The following is a 17,835-nucleotide window of genomic DNA, read 5'->3' on the forward strand; positions in this document are numbered from 1 at the left end:
GCTGTTGAGTTCTCAAGGAACGGACGCTTCCTTTGTACTCACCCCTGCGGGCTTTCCTCCGGGCGCTTCCCTTCGGTCTTGCGTTTCCGACTCTATCAGACTCTTTCGTGTCCGATTCCCGGTCGAAACGGGCCCTGCTTTTTCGCTTTCCAGTTCTTCGCTTTCGCGTTTCCCTTTCCGGCGGCTCCGACTTTATCAGAAGTTCTGAGTCGGAATTCCCGCCCCCCTGGGGGAGCGTCGTGGCGCACGAGTGCGCGCACTGCTTCCCGGTGAGGCGGAGCCGTAAACGTACTGGAGCGGAGCGCCCCGATGCAAATCGGGGGCTCCGCTCCGGAGTTCGCGCCTGTCGGAGGGTCAGACCTCGACGACGACGGGGAGGATCATCGGGCGCCGGCGGTAGGTGTCGGAGACCCACTTGCCCACCGTGCGGCGGATCAGCTGCTGGAGCTGGTGGGGCTCCATCACGCCGTCCTGGGCCGACTTGTTGAGCGCCTCTTCGATCTTCGGCACGACCGCGGTGAACGCCCCGTCGTCGATGCCGGAGCCGCGGGCCTGGAGGTGGGGGCCGCCCACGATCTTGCCCGAGGTGCTGTCGACCACCAGGAACACCGAGATGATGCCCTCGTCGCCGAGGATGCGGCGGTCCTTGAGGGAGGTCTCGGTGACGTCACCGACCGAGAGTCCGTCGACGTACACGTACCCGGCCTGGACCTTGCCGACGATCTTGGCCTTGCCGTCGACGAGGTCGACCACCACGCCGTCCTCGGCGATGACGATGTGGTCCTTGGGCACGCCCGTGAGCGCGCCGAGTTCGGCGTTGGCCCGCAGGTGGCGCCACTCGCCGTGGACCGGCATCAGGTTCTTCGGCCGGCAGATGTTGTAGAAGTACAGGAGCTCGCCGGCCGAGGCGTGGCCCGAGACGTGGACCTTGGCGTTGCCCTTGTGGACGACGTTGGCGCCCCAGCGGGTGAGGCCGTTGATCACGCGGTAGACCGCGTTCTCGTTCCCCGGGATCAGTGACGACGCCAGGATGACCGTGTCGCCCTGGACGATGCGGATCTGGTGGTCGCGGTTGGCCATCCGGGACAGGGCCGCCATCGGCTCGCCCTGCGAACCGGTGCAGACGAGTACGACCTCGTCGTCCGGCAGGTCGTCCAGCGTCTTGACGTCCACCACGAGTCCCGCGGGGACCTTCAGGTACCCCAGATCACGGGCGATGCCCATGTTGCGCACCATCGAGCGCCCGACGAAGGCGACCCTGCGGCCGTATTCGTGAGCCGTGTCGAGGATCTGCTGGATGCGGTGCACGTGGCTGGCGAAGCTCGCCACGATGATGCGCTTCTGCGCGTTGGCGAAGACGTTGCGCAGGACGTTCTGGATGTCCCGCTCGGGCGGGACGAAGCCCGGGACCTCCGCGTTCGTGGAGTCGGAGAGCAGCAGGTCGATGCCCTCCTCGCTCAGCCGGGCGAAGGCGTGCAGGTCGGTGAGGCGGCCGTCCAGCGGGAGCTGGTCCATCTTGAAGTCACCGGTGGCGACGGCCATGCCCGCGGGCGTCCGGATGGCGACCGCGAGGGCGTCCGGGATCGAGTGGTTGACCGCGACGAACTCGCAGTCGAAGACGCCGATGCGCTCGCGCTGCCCCTCCACCACCTCAAGGGTGTACGGACGGATGCGGTGCTCCTGGAGCTTGGCCTCGATGAGCGCGAGGGTCAGCTTGGAGCCGATGAGCGGGATGTCCGGCTTCAGGCGCAGCAGGTACGGGACACCACCGATGTGGTCCTCGTGACCGTGCGTGAGGACGATGCCCTCGACGTCGTCGAGGCGGTCCCGGATGGTCGTGAAGTCCGGGAGGATCAGGTCGATCCCGGGCTGCTCCTCCTCGGGGAAGAGGACGCCGCAGTCGACGATGAGCAGGCGGCCGCCGTACTCGAAGACCGTCATGTTGCGGCCGATCTCGCCGAGGCCGCCGAGCGGGGTGACCCGGAGGGCGCCCTTCGCGAGCTTCGGCGGGGTGCCGAGTTCAGGATGCGGATGACTCAAAAGACTCTCCTTACCACGCGCGCCACGTACCGCTTGGGCACGTGGCGCGCATGTCATTCGTGCACTTGCTGTTGTCTTGGGTCGTGCTGTGGCGCGGTTTTCCCCGCGTATGCAGTTGTGCCGCGTATGCAGTTGTGAAGTCCGTTGTCAGAGCTGTACCCCGCCGGCGGCGAGGTCGATCTTGAGCTGTGCCGTTTCCTGAGCGGTGAGCTCCACCAGGGGCAGGCGCAGCGGGCCCGCCGGGAGGCCCTGGAGCGTCAGTGCGGCCTTGGTGGTGATCACGCCCTGGGTGCGGAACATGCCGGTGAAGACCGGCAGCAGCTTCTGGTGGATCTCGGTGGCCTTCTGCACGTCTCCGCCGAGGTGCGCCTCGATGAGAGCCCGCAGCTCGGGGGTGACGACATGGCCGACGACGGAGACGAGGCCGACCGCGCCGACCGACAGGAGCGGAAGGTTCAGCATGTCGTCGCCGGAGTACCAGGCGAGGCCCGACCGGGCGATGGCCCAGCTCGCGCGGCCGAGGTCCCCCTTGGCGTCCTTGTTCGCGACGATACGCGGGTGCTCGGCCAGCCGCACGAGCGTCTCCGTGTCGATCGGCACACCGCTGCGGCCGGGAATGTCGTACAGCATCACCGGCAGGCCGGTGGCGTCCGCGATGGCGGTGAAGTGCCGCAGCAGGCCCTCCTGCGGCGGCTTGTTGTAGTACGGCGTCACGGCGAGGAGGCCGTGGGCGCCGCTGCGCTCGGCGGTGCGGGCCAGTTCGATGCTGTGGCGGGTGTCGTTGGTCCCGATGCCGGCGACGATGTGCGCCCGGTCCCCCACCGCTTCGAGGACAGCCCTTACGAGCTGGTCTTTCTCCGCGTCGCTGGTGGTCGGGGACTCGCCGGTGGTGCCGTTGATGATCAGGCCGTCGTTGCCTGCGTCCACCAGGTGGGTGGCGAGCCGCTGCGCGCCTTCGATGTCGAGAGCACCGTCCGCCGTGAACGGCGTGACCATAGCGGTGAGGACCCGCCCGAAGGGGGTCTGCGGAGTGGAGATCGGAGCCATGGGTAACACGCTACTCGTTGCTCGGCGCACGGTGCCCCCTCGGGGGGACAAGCAAGAGGAGCCCGGCACTGCCTGCTCGGGGGTTCAAGCAGTGCCGGGTCCGTTTGATCAGCCTAGATGAACTTCACGAAACGCCGCAATACGGACACCGCCCTATGGGGCGACGCGTCCATTTTTGTTGAAGGCTGCATGGGTGAGCGGCATGAGCCGCGCCCAGTGCGCCTCCATCTGTTCGCCGACCATCTCGATCTCCCGTTGCGGGAACGACGGCACCTTCGCCATCTCGTGCTGCGTACGCAGGCCGAGGAAGTGCATCAGCGAGCGGGCGTTGCAGGTGGCGTACATCGTGGAGAAGAGGCCGACCGGGAGCACCGCGCGGGCCACCTCACGGGCCACCCCCGCGGCCAGCATCTCCTGGTACGCGTCGTAGGACCGCCGGTAGGACTCCTCCATGGCGCGGCCGGTGAGCGCGTGCTGCTCCGGGGTGCCCTCGACGAACTCGTACTTGCCGGGGCGCCCCTGCTGGATCAGCTTGCGGGACTCCCCCGGGACGTAGAAGACCGGCTCCAGCTCCCTGTAGCGGCCCGATTCCTCGTTGTACGACCAGCCGACGCGGTGCCGCATGAACTCGCGGAACACGAAGATCGGGGCGCTGATGAAGAAGGTCATCGAGTTGTGCTCGAACGGGCTTCCGTGCCGATCCCTCATCAGGTAGTTGATGAGCCCCTTCGAACGCTCGGGGTCCTTGGTGACCTCCTCCAGGGACTGCTCGCCGGCCGTGGACACACGGGCTGCGAACAGTACGTCGGCGTCACCCGCGGCGGATTTCACCAGGTCAACGGTGACATCGCTGCGGAAGTGGGCCTTTGTGGGCTCGGGGGTGTCGGTCACCGACGGGGTCCTTCCAATGGTCTCGCTCGGGCGGCGTCCACTCTACGGGCCACCCGATCGCCGCGAGGACGGCACCACCTGCCCGGGAATCTTCGGATTTCTTCGGGTGAACCGGCGATTCGGGGCACCGATCGGGCCCGTCGTACGTCTGACTCATTAGCACCACTCGAAAGAGAGTTCAAGGAGAGCCACCTCATGTTCCGCCGGCGTGAATCCGTCCCGTTCTCGTTCGTTGCCGAGGCCGACCGATTCCGCAGCAACGTCGCCCCGCCTCCCCGCCCCCGAAGCACCGTCTCCGAACGTGCGGGACGCGTCCTGGTCGGTCTCGCCGTCGTCGGCGGGCTTGCCGGAGCGCTGCTGCTCGGACTGCCCGCACTGGCCCCCGAGCAGTCGCCCGCGCACAGTCAGCAGACCGAGGCCGCGCACGCGCGCTGACCCGGACGGACCCCCTGGGGTGGTCCGTCCGGGCACCTCCTCGGTAGCCTCACCGGGCACAGCAATCGAGCGTGCTTGTGAGTGAGGATCAGTCGTGCCCCTGCCCTTCCTGACGGCCGACCGCGCGTTTGACGCGAGCGCTGAGGACGTCGCGCTGCCGTTCGACGACCACGACAGCTGGCGGCGGCCGTACCGTCCCGGTCCGTGGCGGGTCGCCGCCGCGGCCGGTCTGCTGCTGCTCGCCTCGTTCATCCTGTTCGCGGGGATGATCACCGCGTTCGCCGGCGCACTGCCGGGGGCGGGTGCGTGCCTCGCGCTCGCCCTCGCGATCATCCTGTGCGCGCTGCGCATGCTGCGTATCGGCGCCTGGGTGAGCCGGCACGGCGTGCGCCGCGTGGGCTTCTTCCGGACGACGACCGTGCCGTGGAGCGGGGCCACCGCCGTGCGTACGGTGCAGCAGCCGGTGAAGTGGCTCGGGTTCCCCCGTACGGTGCAGGGCCAGGCGCTGATCGTCGTCCGCAAGGGCGGGGACGCGATGCCGCCGCTGCTCACCGACTCCAACGCGGATTTCCTTGCGCGGGGGGAGGCGTTTGATCGGGCCGCCGACACGATTGAGGCGTGGGGGGACGAGTACCGGCAGCAGTAGCGGTAGGTCGTACGTGGCCGTCCGGCGAATGGGGAGTGTCCTCAATCGCCGGACGGCTCTTTTTGTGCCCTCAAACGCCGGACGGGCTGGATTGTTCGCCCGGCGGGCTGGACTGTTCGCCCGACGGACTGGGCTTGGGCGTGGCCGCGTGCAGGGCGATTGCTCGTTGCATGGCCTTGCGGGCCCGGGGGGTGTCGCGGGCGTCCTGGTAGGCGACGGCCAGGCGGAACCAGCAGCGCCAGTCGTCGGGGGCGTCCTCGGTCTCCTCGCGGCGGCGTGCGAACACCGCGTCGGCGGAGTCCCGGTCGATCCGGCCGCTGGGCGTACGCAGCAGCTCGTCGACCGGCAGACCGCCCTCGGCGTCCAGCTCGGCGGCCAGCGCGTTGGCCCTGCGGACGAACTGGGTGTTCTTCCACAGGAACCAGACGCCGATCGCCGGCAGGACCAGCACGGCGATCCCGAAGGTCACCGTGATGAGGGTGCCGTGCTCGATGAGCAGGACGCCACGGCTGCCGACCAGGACGAAGTAGAAGACGAGGACGGCGGCGGTGACGACGTAAGTGATCTTTGCGCGCATGGCGGGGCCAGTCAGTTCAGGTCGAGGAAGTGTTCCAGGCCGAACGTGAGGCCGGGAGTGGTCACCACGCGGCGCGCGCCGAGCAGGATGCCCGGCATGAAGCTGCTGTGGTGCAGGGAGTCGTGCCGGATGGTGAGGGTCTCCCCCTCGCCACCGAGCAGCACCTCCTGGTGGGCCAGCAGGCCGCGCAGGCGGACCGAGTGGACCGGGATGCCGTCGACGTCCGCGCCACGCGCCCCGTCCAGTGCCGTGCTGGTGGCATCCGGCTGGGGGGCGCAGCCCGCTTCGCGGCGGGCGTCGGCGATGAGCTGGGCGGTGCGGGCGGCGGTGCCCGAGGGGGCGTCGGCCTTGTTGGGGTGGTGCAGCTCGATGACCTCGACGGACTCGAAGTAGCGGGCCGCCTGCTGGGCGAACTTCATGGTGAGGACCGCACCGATGGAGAAGTTCGGTGCGATGAGCACACCGGTCTCGGGGGAGGCCGAGAGCCAGGTGTTCAGCTGCGCGAGCCGTTCGTCGGTCCAGCCGGTGGTACCGACCACCGCGTGGATGCCGTGCCGGACGCAGAAGTCGAGGTTCTCCATCACCGACGCGGGGTTGGTGAGCTCGACGGCGACCTGGGCGCCGGCCTCCGTGAGGGTCTCCAGCTTGTCGCCCCGGCCGAGTGCGGCCACCAGCTCCAGGTCGTCGGCGGCCTCGACGGCTCGTACCGCCTCGGAGCCGATACGGCCGTTGGCACCGAGAACGGCCACGCGCAGCTTGCTCATTGCTCTGCTTCCTTACTGGAGGATTTAGGCGACCGCTTCGTGGAGGCGGCCGGCCTGCTTGTCCTTGAGCGGTCCGATGACGGACAGCGAGGGGCGGTGTCCGAGGATCTCGCCCGCCACCGAGCGGACGTCGTCCGGTGTCACCTCGCCGATACGGGCCAGCATGTCGTCGACCGACATCTGTTCGCCCCAGCACAGCTCGCTCTTGCCGATGCGGTTCATCAGCGCGCCGGTGTCCTCCAGGCCGAGGACGGTGGAGCCGGAGAGCTGGCCGATGGCGCGGCCGATCTCCTCGTCGCTCAGTCCGTCCGACGCGACCCGGTCGAGCTCGTCGCGGCAGATCTTGAGGACGTCGTGGACCTGGCTGGGCCGGCAGCCCGCGTACACGCCGAAGAGGCCGCAGTCCGCGAAGCCCGAGGTGTACGAGTAGACGCTGTAGGCGAGGCCGCGCTTCTCCCGTACCTCCTGGAAGAGGCGGGAGCTCATGCCGCCGCCGAGGGCGGTGTTGAGGACGCCGAGGGCCCAGCGGCGCTCGTCGGTGCGGGCCAGTCCCGGCATGCCGAGGACCAGGTGCGCCTGCTCGGTCTTGCGGCCCAGCACCTCGACCCGGCCGGCGGTGCGCAGGGCGCGGGAGCCCTCGCGGGGCGCGGTGGGGACGGCGTCGGTACGGGTGAGGGCGCCGGCCCGTTCGAAGGCCCGGCGGACCTGGCGTACGACGGTGGCGTGGTCGACGTTGCCGGCGGCGGCCACGACCAGGCGGGTGGGGTCGTAGTGCTTCTTGTAGAAGCGGGCGATCTGGCCGCGGTTCAGGGCGTTGATCGTGTCGACCGTGCCGAGGACGGGGCGGCCGAGCGGGGTGTCGCCGAGCATCGTGTGCGCGAACAGGTCGTGCACGCAGTCGCCCGGGTCGTCCTCCGTCATCGCGATCTCTTCGAGGATCACGCCGCGTTCGGCGTCGACGTCCTCGGGGGCGATCAGCGAGCCGGTCAGCATGTCGCAGACGACGTCGATGGCCAGCGGCAGGTCCGTGTCGAGGACCCGCGCGTAGTAGCAGGTGTACTCCTTCGCCGTGAAGGCGTTCATCTCGCCGCCGACCGCGTCGATGGCGGAGGAGATGTCGAGGGCGCTGCGCTTGGCGGTGCCCTTGAAGAGGAGGTGTTCGAGGTAGTGCGTCGCGCCGTTCAGGGCGGGGGTCTCGTCGCGTGATCCGACGTTGGCCCAGATGCCGAAGGTGGCGGAGCGTACGGAGGGCAGGGTCTCGGTGACGACGCGGAGGCCGCCGGGGAGGACCGTGCGGCGGACGGTACCGATGCCGTTGCTGCCCTTGAGAAGCGTTTGGGTACGGGCGACGGCCCGCCCCTCCGAGGAGGGGCGGGCCGTCGTCGCGGAACTACGGGACGTCACTTGTCGGCGTCGTCCTTCTTCTCGGACCCCGTGACGGAGCCGCCATCGGACTCAGCACCCTCGACGACGGGGATGAGGGAAAGCTTGCCGCGGGAGTCGATCTCGGCGATCTCGACCTGGACCTTGGCACCGACGCCGAGCACGTCCTCGACGTTCTCCACGCGCTTGCCACCGGCGAGCTTGCGGATCTGCGAGATGTGCAGCAGGCCGTCCTTGCCCGGCATGAGCGACACGAACGCACCGAAGGTGGTGGTCTTGACGACCGTACCCAGGTAGCGCTCGCCGACCTCCGGCATGGTCGGGTTGGCGATCGCGTTGATCGTGGCGCGGGCGGCCTCGGCCTGCGAGCCCTGCTGGGCACCGATATAGATGGTGCCGTCGTCCTCGATCGTGATGTCGGCGCCGGTGTCCTCCTGGATCTGGTTGATCATCTTGCCCTTGGGGCCGATGACCTCACCGATCTTGTCCACCGGGATCTTGACGGTGATGATCCGCGGGGCGTTCGGGGACATCTCGTCCGGGACGTCGATGGCCTCGTTCATCACGTCGAGGATGTGGAGGCGGGCGTCACGGGCCTGCTTCAGCGCGGCGGCCAGGACCGAGGCGGGGATGCCGTCGAGCTTGGTGTCGAGCTGGAGCGCGGTCACGAACTGCTTCGTACCGGCGACCTTGAAGTCCATGTCACCGAACGCGTCCTCGGCACCGAGGATGTCGGTGAGGGCGACGTAGTGGGTCTTGCCGTCGATCTCCTGGGAGATCAGGCCCATGGCGATGCCGGCGACGGCGGCCTTGAGGGGCACACCGGCGTTCAGCAGGGACATGGTGGAGGCGCAGACCGAGCCCATGGACGTCGAGCCGTTGGAGCCCAGCGCCTCGGAGACCTGGCGGATCGCGTAGGGGAACTCCTCGCGCGAGGGCAGGACCGGCACGATGGCGCGCTCGGCGAGCGCACCGTGGCCGATCTCGCGGCGCTTGGGCGAGCCCACGCGGCCGGTCTCACCGACGGAGTACGGCGGGAAGTTGTAGTTGTGCATGTAGCGCTTGCGGGTCACCGGGGAGAGGGTGTCCAGCTGCTGCTCCATGCGCAGCATGTTGAGGGTGGTGACGCCCAGGATCTGGGTCTCGCCACGCTCGAACAGGGCCGAGCCGTGCACGCGCGGAATGGCCTCGACCTCGGCGGCGAGCGTACGGATGTCCGTGACGCCGCGGCCGTCGATGCGGACCTTGTCCTTGATGACGCGCTCGCGGACCAGCTTCTTGGTCAGCGCGCGGTAGGCACCGGAGATCTCCTTCTCGCGGCCCTCGAAGGCCGGGAGGAGCTTCTCGCCCGCGATCTCCTTGATGCGGTCGAGCTCCGCCTCGCGCTCCTGCTTGCCGGCGATGGTGAGCGCCTTGGCGAGCTGGGTGCTGACGGCCTTGGTGAGCGCCTCCAGGACGTCGTCCTGGTAGTCGAGGAAGACCGGGAACTCGCCGGTGGGCTTGGCGGCCTTGGCGGCGAGGTCGGCCTGGGCCTTGCAGAGCACCTTGATGAAGGGCTTCGCGGCTTCCAGACCGGCGGCGACGACCTCTTCGGTCGGGGCCTCGGCGCCGTCCTTGACGAGCTGGATGGTCTTCTCGGTGGCCTCGGCCTCGACCATCATGATGGCGACGTCGCCGTCCTCCAGGACGCGGCCGGCGACGACCATGTCGAAGACGGCGTCCTCAAGCTCGGTGTGCGTCGGGAAGGCGACCCACTGGCCCTTGATCAGGGCGACGCGGGTGGCGCCGATCGGGCCGGAGAAGGGCAGGCCCGCCAGGATCGTGGAGGCGGAGGCGGCGTTGATCGCGACCACGTCGTACAGGTGGTCGGGGTTGAGCGCCATGATCGTCTCGACGATCTGGATCTCGTTGCGCAGGCCCTTGGCGAAGGAAGGGCGCAGCGGGCGGTCGATCAGGCGGCAGGTGAGGATCGCGTCCTCGGAGGGGCGGCCCTCCCGGCGGAAGAAGGAGCCGGGGATCTTGCCTGCGGCGTACTGCCGCTCCTCGACGTCCACCGTAAGGGGGAAGAAGTCGAGGTTGTCCTTGGGCCGCTTGGAAGCGGTGGTGGCCGACAGCACCATGGTGTCGTCGTCCAGGTACGCGACGGCGGAGCCGGCGGCCTGCTTGGCCAGGCGGCCCGTCTCGAAGCGGATGGTGCGGGTGCCGAAGGTTCCGTTGTCGATAACGGCCTCGGCGTAGTGGGTCTCGTTCTCCACTAGTGAATTCTCCATACTCGTCGTCTTTCGTCCTGGCGCCCGTGTGGCGCTGGACGGAGCGGAGAAGCGCACCGTGTGTGCGGGGCCGGTCTTCGATCGAAGCTCCCGGGCGTTGTCCCGGGGGCCACTACCGAGGACCGGCGGCGGCCGTGGGGCGCCTCTCCTCGTCTGTTGTTGTACGTCCAGGTTACTGAGGTTGCCCCCGGTACCGCACGTACGGCAAAGGGAGCGGCCCCCTGGGTGAGGGAACCGCTCCCTGGCACAGCGTCCTTACTTGGCGCCGCCGGCCGCACCGCGGCGGATGCCGAGGCGGTCGACGAGCGCACGGAAGCGCTGGATGTCCTTCTTGGCCAGGTACTGCAGGAGGCGGCGACGCTGGCCGACCAGGATCAGCAGACCACGACGGGAGTGGTGGTCGTGCTTGTGCGTCTTGAGGTGCTCGGTCAGGTCCGAGATCCGGCGCGAAAGCATGGCGACCTGAACCTCGGGGGAACCGGTGTCGCCCTCCTTCTGCGCGAACTCGGTCATGATCTGCTTCTTCGTAGCGGCGTCGAGCGGCACGCGGTACTCCTCTTGGTCTTCGATGCGCCCACGAGTGCCCCTGGTCTGGTTCTCAGGGGAGCTTGGGTGACTCGGGAGCGAGGGTCCGATGAGCGCAGTTCCCAGAGCGAACCGGGAACGCGTACACAAACGGCCACAGCCAGACTACCAGCCGCCCGGACCGGCCCCGACGGGTGTCAGCCGGTGAGCGCCCTCGCGCGGGCGAAGAGGTCGAGAACCGCGAGGCAGAGCGGTACGAGGGAGAGCAGGAGCGCGCTCTCGGCCAGGTCCAGGCACCTCCCCCAGAACGGGGAGAGGCCCTTGCGCGGGACGGTCGCCCCGGCGGCGGTGAGGAGTACGGCGCCTGCGGCGAGGGCCGCGAACAGTCCGATCGTACGGATGTCCGGGGCCGGGCCTGCGCCGTGGCGGGTCAGGGCGAGGCCGGTGACCGGGGCGGCGAGCGCGCCGGTGCCCGCGATCAGCAGGCAGAGGACCTGGGCGGTGTAGCGGAAGAGGCGGGCGCGCAGCAGCAGCGCGAGTCCTGCGGCGAGGGCCAGGAGCCGCCCCCAGGTGGTGCCGGAGCAGCCGAGTACGGCGGCGGCCGCCGTGACCAGGCCCGCGCAGCCGCCGGCCAGGCCGAGCAGCAGTTCGTGGCCGCGCCGGGCCCGGTCCGCGACGAGGCGGGCGTCGACGGGGGCGGGGCGCGGTCCGGAGTCCGGGTCCGGGTCCGTGTCGGCGAGGGGGTCGGCGGGGCCCGGCGGGGTGTGTCCGATGGGGAGCCGGGCGAAGCGGGCGGAGAGGCCGGGCAGGAAGGCGATGAGGCCGAGGGCCGCGGGGGCGCAGACGGCGGCGGTGCGGGTGGCGGAGGCTTCGGTGAGGATCGCGGCGAACGCCGCCAGGGCGCCCGCGCCGGCGAGGAAGGCCGCGCCGACGAAGGGGGCGTCGCCGCGCGGGGCGAGCGCGGTCAGGACGGCGGAGGCGACGAGGACGGCGGCGCAGCCGAGCAGGAACTGCATCCTTCCCGGTCCCCGGCCGGCGTCGGGAGCGATGAGGCCGGAGCCGGCGAGGAGGACGAGGGGCAGGGCGCCGAGGCCGAGTGCGGCGGCGGTGGCGCGGTCCGCGTGGACCCGGGCGCGTACCCCCGCGACGGTGATCAGCAGCAGTCCGGCGGTGCCGGCGACGGCGCCGGGCAGGCCGTGCATGTCGTGGCGGTCCGGGGCGGTCTGCCACAGCACGAGGGCCGCCAGGAGGAGGAGCAGCGCGCCGGCCGCCGGGGCGGCGCCGCGCAGCAGTTCGTCGCTCCACAGGTGGCGGTCGCGTCCGGCGGCCGAGGCGATGGCGTCCGCGACGTCGTCGAAGACGGGTGGGGGCAGCGAGGCGGCGAAGGGGCGCAGGGTGAGGAGTTCGCCGTCGAGGACGCGTTGCGCGGCGAGGGTGCGGTCGCCGTCCAGGACCGTGCCGTCGAGGCGTACGAGGTGGTAGCCGGTGGGGGCGGTGGTGGTCCGGGGTCTGCCGGTGAGGCGCAGGATCTCCGGCCAGATGTCGGCGGCGGCGATGTCCTCGGGCAGGGCGACGTCGATCCGGCTGTCGGGCGTCACGACGGTGACCCGGCAGAAGCCGGTCGTTGCGGTCGGACTCACGTGTCGGGGGCCCCTGTTCGTCGCTGGTCGGCGGTGTCCGCACGATGGGCGGGCCACCCTATCGGCCGGAAAGGGGCGAAGGGTGACAGTGCATAGGATCACGGACGCTCGAAGGCCGGTCGCCGGCAGGTGAGGCACCGGTGTCCGGTGCGGCCGTACCCGTCTTCCGCCCGTCCGCACCGAAGGATTGATGCACCGGTGAGTCAGATCGTCGTGAAGCGTCCGCCACGGGACGTGCCGCCGGAAGTTCCCACGAAGGAGGTGTTGTTGGAGCCGCCTCCGGTGCTGCCGCGCGGGCAGCGGGAGGGGATGCTGATGCAGGTCCTTCCGGTGCTGGGCATGGGTTCGTCGGTGGTGTTCTTCTTCTCGCCGCAGGCGCCGCCGTTCATGCGGGTCATGGGCGTGCTGATGCTGGTGTCGACGGTGGCGATGGTGGTGGCCCAGGTGGTCCGGCACCGGCGGGGGACGCAGGGGCGGACGGCGGACGTCCGGCGCGACTATCTCGCGTATCTGGCGCGGACCCGGCGCGAGGTGCGGCGGACCGCGCGGGCGCAGCGCGACGGCCTGCTCCATGTGCATCCCGCCCCGGACCAGCTGTGGTCGGTGGTCGCGGACGGCCGGCGGGTGTGGGAGCGGCGGGCGGGCGACGCGGACTTCGGCCTGGTGCGGGTGGGGCTCGGCGGTCAGGGGCTCTCGACGCCGTTGTCGGTGCCGGAGAGCGCGGCGGCGGGTGAGCCGGAGCCGGTGTGCGCGGCGGCGGTGCGGCGGTTCGTGGCGGTGCACGGCCGGTTGGAGGGCCTTCCGCTGTGCGTCTCGTTGCGGGAGGCGTACCGGGTGCGGGTGGGTGGTCTCGCGGAGCCGGCCCGGTCGGTGGCGCGGGCGTTGGTGGCCCAGCTGGTGACGCTGCACTCGCCCCGGGATCTGGTGGTGGCGGTCGTGGCGGCGCCGGGTGCGGTGGGGTGCTGGGAGTGGGTGAAGTGGCTGCCGCATGTGCAGGTGGCGGGTGAGGTGGACGGGGCCGGAACGAGGCGGCTGTTCGCGCACGACGCGGCGGGCCTGGAACCTTTCCTGAGCGGGCTGTTGGAGGGGCGGCCGCGCTTCGGTCCGGAGGGTGCGCCGTCGCTGGACCGGCCGCATGTGGTGGTGGTCCTGGACGGGGCCCGGGTGGTGCCGGGGTCGGTGCTGGCGGCGGCCGGCGGGACGCAGGGGGTGACGCTGGTCGAGGTGGTGCCGGGTGAGCAGGAGGGGGCGCGCGGCGGCCTGTCCGTGGTGGTGCGGCCCGGTCTGCTGCGGGTGGAGCGGGGCGCGGACGAGGCGTACGAGGGGGTGCCTGACGGGCTCTCGTTGCCGGCGGCGGAGGCGCTGGCCCGGCGGCTGGCCCCGCTGCGGCCCGGCGGGCGTGGCGGTGACGAACCGCTGCTGGCCGAGCTGGACTTCACCGAGTTGCTGGACCTGGGTGACGCGGGCGCGGTCGATGTGGAGCGGACCTGGCGGCCGCGCCCGGTGGCGGAGCGGCTGCGGGTGCCCATCGGGGTGGGTCAGGACGGCAACCCGGTGGTGCTGGACCTGAAGGAGGCGGCGCTCGACGGGATGGGGCCGCACGGTCTGTGTGTGGGGGCGACCGGTTCGGGGAAGTCGGAGCTGCTGCGGACGCTGGTCCTGGGGCTGGCGGTCACCCACCCCTCGGAGACGCTGAACTTCGTGCTCGCGGACTTCAAGGGCGGTGCGACGTTCGCCGGGATGGCGGGGATGCCGCATGTGGCCGCCGTCATCACCAATCTGGCCGACGACCTCGCGCTGGTCGACCGGATGGGCGACGCGCTGCGCGGCGAGTTGCAGCGCCGGCAGGAGCTGTTGCGGGCGGCGGGCAATTTCGCCGGTGTCCACGACTACGAGAGGGCGCGGGCGGCGGGTGCGGCGCTCGAACCGCTGGCCTCACTGGTGCTGGTCATCGACGAGTTCTCCGAACTGCTCACCGCCAAACCGGACTTCATCGACGTGTTCATCCGCATCGGACGCATCGGCCGGTCGCTGGGGGTGCACCTGCTGCTGGCCTCGCAACGGCTCGAAGAGGGCAGGCTGCGGGGCCTTGAGACCTACCTCTCGTACCGGATCGGGCTGCGGACGTTCTCGGCGGAGGAGTCGCGGGCGGCGCTGGGCGTGCCGGACGCGTACGACCTGCCGCCGGTGCCCGGTTCGGGGTTTCTGAAGGCGGGGACGCGGGAAATGACGCGGTTCAAGGCGGCGTACGTGTCGGGGCCGTACCGGGCGGGCGGCTCGGGCGGGGCCGAGGGGCAGGACCCGGTCGGTCAGGCGGCGGCCCTGTTCGGTGCACTGCCGGTGCCGATGTCGGTGCCGGAGGCGGAGGCGGAGGCGGTGCCGGTGCCGGTGGCTGCGCCGGAGGGTGACGCGCCCGTCGCCCCGGCCGCTCCCCCGGCCGCCGGGGAGGTCGCCCTCGCCGACACCGTGCTCGATGTGGTGGTGCGACGGCTGGAGGGGCAGGGGGTGCCCGCACACCAGGTGTGGCTGCCCCCGCTGGACCGGGCCCCGGCCCTGGACCGGCTGCTCCCGGATCTCGCGACGGACCCGGAACGCGGATTCACCGCCTCGGGGGACGGTGGGCCCGGCGCGCTCGCCGTCCCGCTCGGGCTCGTCGACAAGCCGTTCGAGCAGCGGCGCGAGGTGCTGTACCGGGACTTCTCCGGGGCGGCGGGGCACATGCTGGTGGTCGGCGGGCCGCAGTCCGGCAAGTCGACGGTGCTGCGCACGTTGATCATGTCGTTCGCGCTCACCCACACACCGCGCGAGGTCCAGTTCTACGGGCTCGACTTCGGCGGTGGCGCGCTGGCGTCGCTCACGGGGCTGCCGCACGTGGGCCAGATCGCCTCGCGCCTGGACCCCGAGCGGGTGCGGCGTACGGTCGCCGAGGTGGCGGGGGTGCTGCGGGGCCGCGAGGAGCTGTTCCGTGCCCGGGGCATCGGCTCCATGGCCGCGTACCGCCACGAACGCGCCCTGGGGGAACGGCCCGGAGAGCCCTGGGGTGACGTCTTCCTGGTCATCGACGGCTGGGGCGGCTTCCGCACCGAGTACGACGAGCTGGAGCCGGTCGTCACCGACATCGCCGCGCGCGGGCTGGGCTACGGAGTGCACGTGGTCCTCACGGCCGCCCGCTATCTGGAGGTGCGGGCGGCGCTGAAGGACCAGCTCGTCGGGCGGCTCGAACTGCGGCTCGGTGATGTCTCGGACTCCGAGTTCGACCGGAAGGTCGCCGCCCAGGTGCCCGCCGGGATGCCGGGCCGCGGCCAGGTGCCGGAGGGGCTGCACTTCATGGGCGCGCTGCCGTGCGCGGGCCCGGCGAACGGTTCGGACGGCCCGGATGGTTCGGACAGCCCGGATGGTTCGGTCCGTGCGGACGGTCCGGATGGTTCGGTCCGTGCAGCCGGTCCGGATGGTTCGGTCCGTGCAGCCGGTCCGGATGGTTCGGTCCGTGCAGCCGGTTGGGATGGTTCGGTCCGTGCGGACGGCCTCGGTGACGGGACGGGCGCGCTGGTCGAGCGGGTGCGGGCGGGCTGGTCGGGTCCGGTCGCACCCGCCGTACGGCTGCTGCCGGCCGTACTGCCCGCCGAGCGGCTGCCGAAGGGGGACGAGTTCCCCCGGCGGGGCGTCGCCATCGGGATCGCCGAGACCGATCTGGAACCGGTGTTCGCCGACTTCGACACCGATCCGTTCTTCCTGGTCTTCGGCGAGAGCGAGTCGGGGAAGACGGCTCTGCTGCGCCTGCTCGTCCGGCAGATCGCGCGCCGCCACTCCCCCGAGGAGGCGAAGCTGGTCGTCGGGGACTACCGGCGGGGGCTGCTGGGCGCACTGCCGGAGGGCCATCTGCTGGAGTACGCGCCGACTCCGGACGCGCTGCGCACGCATATGGAGGCGCTGGCCGGGGTATTCGCGCGCCGCCGGCCACCTGCCGATGTCACACCCCGGCAGCTGCGGGAGCGCAGTTGGTGGACGGGCCCGCGGATCTTTGTGGTCGTCGACGACTACGACCTGGTCGCGACGGGTACGGGCGGCCCGCTGGCGCCGCTGACGGACTGTCTGCCGTTCGCCCGTGACGCCGGGGTGCGGTTCGTCGTCGCGCGGAACTCCGCCGGGGCCTCGCGCGCGATGTACGAGCCGTTCATGCAGCGCGTCAAGGAGCTGGGCGCGCAGGGGGTGGTGCTGTCGGGCGACCCGGCGGAGGGCGACCTCATCGGCGCGGTGCGCGGGCGTCCGATGCCCCCGGGGCGCGGGTACTTCGCCACCCGGCGCGGCGGCAACCGGCTCGTGCAGACCGGCTGGCTGCCGGAGCGGGACCGATGACCACCGGGCGTCCGGAGCGCACGCAGCGCGGGTCTGCGCGGGGGATTCGCGGACCGGGTCCCCCGCCGCCGCCATGCCTGTACGGTGCCGTGCAGAGGCATGTACGGAAAGGAACCCTCACGATGGGCACGCAGGCGGAGAAGGACGAGCTGTACGCACTCGACATCTCGGGGGTGGAATGGCTGAGTGCGCCCGGGACCGAGCAGGACGAGGAGCGCGTCGAGATCGCTCATCTTCCCGGCGGGGCGGTGGCCATGCGGTCCTCGCTGGACCCGGACACCGTGCTCCGGTACACGGAGGCCGAGTGGCGTGCGTTCGTCCTGGGCGCCAGGGACGGCGAGTTCGACCTGAAGTAGTCACGGCCGGGCACGCGTGAGGGGCACGTTCGGGTGAACGTGCCCCTCGGTGCGTCCGGCCCCGGCGGGTGTTGTTCAGTAGGCCTCGGTGAACAGGCGCGAGGCTCTGAGGTCCGTGGCCCGGTAGTGGTCCTTGCCGGCCTCGATGATCCTGGCGACCTCTTCCAGCCGGCCCTTCATGTGGTCGGCCTTGTTCCGGTACTTGTGCTGGAGCGCCACGTATTCGGTGTGGGCCTGGCCGTCCCAGGTGTCGGTGACGACCTTCAGCGCGCCGTCCATCTCCTCCAGGTCCCGGCAGATGTTCCGTGACACCGCGCGGATGCGGTTCGCCACCTCCTGGACGCTCTCGTACCTGACCTTGGTGTGCGGGTCGTGCCCCATCGGGGCCTCCTCTGATCGTGTCGGGGGGAACAGCGGCCGGTTCCCTATGTCCGGGGGAACGACGGCCGGTTGCCTTGCCCGGGGGAACGGCGGCCGGTTGCCTTGCCCGGAGGAACGGCGGCCGGTTGCCTTGCCCGGGGGAACGACGGCCGGTTCAGACGCCGTTCAGGGCGGAGGCGTTGCCCGTGGCGGCCGGCTCCCGCACCGCGCGGAAGGCCGCGCGGACCTCCTCGTCGTTGGCGTTGCTGAGGTTCTTGGTGCCGTCCACGGCGTGGATCAGTACGCCGAGCAGGCGGCGGATCTCGTCGTGGTCCTCGTTGACGACGAGCTGGGCGGAGGTGAAGCCGGAGGCGCCCGCACCGGTCCAGCCGGCTCCGACCGTCGCGAGGATGTCCGCCAGTTCCCGGGACTGCCGGGACACCGCCTCGGCGGTGTGGACGATCTTGTTCCTGGCCTGGACGACCGGGTCGTCGGCAAGCGCGAATCCGCCCGCGGGGCTGGTCATACGAGGGTCCTCTCTGTGG

At 70.9% G+C, this 17,835-nt stretch carries 15 protein-coding genes; 4 read left to right on the plus strand and 11 right to left on the minus strand.

Annotated elements, in window-relative coordinates; genetic code table 11:
* Nucleotides 1-354: 354 nt before the first annotated feature.
* The 3 genes from E6P78_RS28580 to thyX form a co-directional block, all read right to left on the minus strand.
* Nucleotides 355-2,040: a ribonuclease J gene (locus E6P78_RS28580; protein ID WP_136206540.1), complete on the minus strand. Its 1,686-nt coding sequence runs from the start codon at nt 2,038-2,040 to the stop codon at nt 355-357.
* A gap of 147 nt (nt 2,041-2,187) precedes the next feature.
* Nucleotides 2,188-3,087 carry a 4-hydroxy-tetrahydrodipicolinate synthase gene (gene dapA, locus E6P78_RS28585; protein ID WP_136206541.1) on the minus strand — a complete coding sequence of 300 codons (900 nt, stop codon included), beginning with the start codon at nt 3,085-3,087 and terminating at the stop codon, nt 2,188-2,190.
* A 153-nt stretch (nt 3,088-3,240) separates the two neighbouring features.
* Nucleotides 3,241-3,978 carry an FAD-dependent thymidylate synthase gene (gene thyX / locus E6P78_RS28590; protein WP_136206542.1) on the minus strand — a complete coding sequence of 246 codons (738 nt, stop codon included), beginning with the start codon at nt 3,976-3,978 and terminating at the stop codon, nt 3,241-3,243.
* A 195-nt stretch (nt 3,979-4,173) separates the two neighbouring features.
* Between thyX and E6P78_RS28595 the strand changes: the two genes are divergently transcribed.
* Both E6P78_RS28595 and E6P78_RS28600 read left to right on the plus strand, forming a co-directional pair.
* Nucleotides 4,174-4,413 (plus strand): hypothetical protein, encoded by a 240-nt coding sequence (locus tag E6P78_RS28595; RefSeq protein WP_136206543.1) that lies wholly within the window; start codon nt 4,174-4,176, stop codon nt 4,411-4,413.
* A 94-nt stretch (nt 4,414-4,507) separates the two neighbouring features.
* The gene (locus tag E6P78_RS28600; protein WP_136206544.1) at nt 4,508-5,059 is read left to right on the plus strand and encodes a hypothetical protein; all 552 of its coding nucleotides are present in this window, start codon (nt 4,508-4,510) and stop codon (nt 5,057-5,059) included.
* A 70-nt stretch (nt 5,060-5,129) separates the two neighbouring features.
* On the opposite strand, the gene E6P78_RS28605 is transcribed toward E6P78_RS28600, so the two are convergent.
* The 6 genes from E6P78_RS28605 to eccD form a co-directional block, all read right to left on the minus strand.
* Nucleotides 5,130-5,636 carry a tetratricopeptide repeat protein gene (locus tag E6P78_RS28605; RefSeq protein WP_136206545.1) on the minus strand — a complete coding sequence of 169 codons (507 nt, stop codon included), beginning with the start codon at nt 5,634-5,636 and terminating at the stop codon, nt 5,130-5,132.
* A gap of 11 nt (nt 5,637-5,647) precedes the next feature.
* A complete protein-coding gene (gene dapB, locus E6P78_RS28610; protein WP_136206546.1) occupies nt 5,648-6,400 on the minus strand; it encodes a 4-hydroxy-tetrahydrodipicolinate reductase in 753 nt (250 codons plus the stop codon).
* 24 nt (nt 6,401-6,424) lie between these two features.
* On the minus strand, nt 6,425-7,804 hold the full coding sequence (locus E6P78_RS28615) for a pitrilysin family protein (protein WP_136206547.1): 1,380 nt from the start codon (nt 7,802-7,804) through the stop codon (nt 6,425-6,427).
* On the minus strand, nt 7,801-10,038 hold the full coding sequence (locus tag E6P78_RS28620) for a polyribonucleotide nucleotidyltransferase (RefSeq protein ID WP_136206571.1): 2,238 nt from the start codon (nt 10,036-10,038) through the stop codon (nt 7,801-7,803). Before E6P78_RS28620 ends, E6P78_RS28615 begins: the two co-directional genes overlap by 4 nt.
* Nucleotides 10,039-10,308: 270 nt before the next feature.
* Nucleotides 10,309-10,599, minus strand: a complete 291-nt coding sequence (gene rpsO / locus E6P78_RS28625) for a 30S ribosomal protein S15 (protein ID WP_018551846.1) — start codon at nt 10,597-10,599, stop codon at nt 10,309-10,311.
* A gap of 176 nt (nt 10,600-10,775) precedes the next feature.
* Complete coding sequence (gene eccD, locus E6P78_RS28630) at nt 10,776-12,218, minus strand: type VII secretion integral membrane protein EccD (protein WP_136206548.1); 1,443 nt, start codon at nt 12,216-12,218, stop codon at nt 10,776-10,778.
* 198 nt (nt 12,219-12,416) lie between these two features.
* Between eccD and eccCa the strand changes: the two genes are divergently transcribed.
* Both eccCa and E6P78_RS28645 read left to right on the plus strand, forming a co-directional pair.
* A complete protein-coding gene (eccCa, locus tag E6P78_RS28635; RefSeq protein WP_240799404.1) occupies nt 12,417-16,574 on the plus strand; it encodes a type VII secretion protein EccCa in 4,158 nt (1,385 codons plus the stop codon).
* A gap of 122 nt (nt 16,575-16,696) precedes the next feature.
* Entirely contained in the window at nt 16,697-16,930 is a 234-nt protein-coding gene (locus E6P78_RS28645) for a DUF397 domain-containing protein (RefSeq protein ID WP_018551844.1), read from the plus strand.
* A 75-nt stretch (nt 16,931-17,005) separates the two neighbouring features.
* Here E6P78_RS28645 and E6P78_RS28650 read toward each other — a convergent pair whose 3' ends face one another.
* Complete coding sequence (locus tag E6P78_RS28650; RefSeq protein WP_136206549.1) at nt 17,006-17,311, minus strand: WXG100 family type VII secretion target; 306 nt, start codon at nt 17,309-17,311, stop codon at nt 17,006-17,008.
* A 154-nt stretch (nt 17,312-17,465) separates the two neighbouring features.
* Nucleotides 17,466-17,816, minus strand: coding sequence for a hypothetical protein (locus E6P78_RS28655; protein WP_136206550.1), 351 nt, complete (start codon nt 17,814-17,816; stop codon nt 17,466-17,468).
* Between the last annotated feature and the right edge of the window lie 19 nt (nt 17,817-17,835).

The sequence above is a fragment of the Streptomyces sp. A0958 genome (assembly GCF_004795035.1).
Classification (GTDB): Bacteria; Actinomycetota; Actinomycetes; order Streptomycetales; family Streptomycetaceae; genus Streptomyces.

Bases quoted from the DNA above. Each gene is read 5' to 3' on its own strand.
- E6P78_RS28595 (WP_136206543.1), top strand. From the start codon at position 4,174: ATGTTCCGCCGGCGTGAATCCGTCCCGTTCTCGTTCGTTGCCGAGGCC.
- E6P78_RS28655 (WP_136206550.1), bottom strand. From the start codon at position 17,816: ATGACCAGCCCCGCGGGCGGATTCGCGCTTGCCGACGACCCGGTCGTC.
- E6P78_RS28650 (WP_136206549.1), bottom strand. From the start codon at position 17,311: ATGGGGCACGACCCGCACACCAAGGTCAGGTACGAGAGCGTCCAGGAG.
- dapB (WP_136206546.1), bottom strand. From the start codon at position 6,400: ATGAGCAAGCTGCGCGTGGCCGTTCTCGGTGCCAACGGCCGTATCGGC.
- E6P78_RS28605 (WP_136206545.1), bottom strand. From the start codon at position 5,636: ATGCGCGCAAAGATCACTTACGTCGTCACCGCCGCCGTCCTCGTCTTC.
- E6P78_RS28645 (WP_018551844.1), top strand. From the start codon at position 16,697: ATGGGCACGCAGGCGGAGAAGGACGAGCTGTACGCACTCGACATCTCG.
- dapA (WP_136206541.1), bottom strand. From the start codon at position 3,087: ATGGCTCCGATCTCCACTCCGCAGACCCCCTTCGGGCGGGTCCTCACC.